The sequence below is a fragment of the Crystallibacter degradans genome (assembly GCF_012952295.1).
In the GTDB taxonomy this organism is placed as follows: domain Bacteria; phylum Actinomycetota; class Actinomycetes; order Actinomycetales; family Micrococcaceae; genus Crystallibacter; species Crystallibacter degradans.
Window position 1 is genome coordinate 1 of the sequence record NZ_JABBCH010000120.1, and the last position, 253, is coordinate 253.

Here is a 253-nt window from a genome sequence, read left to right on the forward strand (position 1 = left end):
GACCTGGCTCCAGGAACGCCCCCAAGAATGGCGGGACGGGGTTGAGGTCGTGGCCATGGACGGGTTCTCCGGGTTCAAGAGCGCCGCGGCCGAGGAACTCCCCGACGCGGTCCCGGTGATGGATCCCCGGGCCAAAGGTCAGCAGATGATGCAAGCCGTGATTGACTCCCTCAGCAGCGGCGTCCCCACCGCGCTGACCGAGCTCCGAACTCTCGGGCGCACCCTCAAACGACGGGCCCAGGACGTGCTGGCA

1 protein-coding gene is annotated in these 253 nt (G+C 68.0%); it reads left to right on the plus strand.

Going from position 1 to position 253, the window contains the following annotated elements; all coding sequences use genetic code 11:
• A partial coding sequence (locus HGO92_RS23375; protein ID WP_169999140.1) for a transposase occupies positions 1–253 on the plus strand: 253 nt, incomplete at both ends.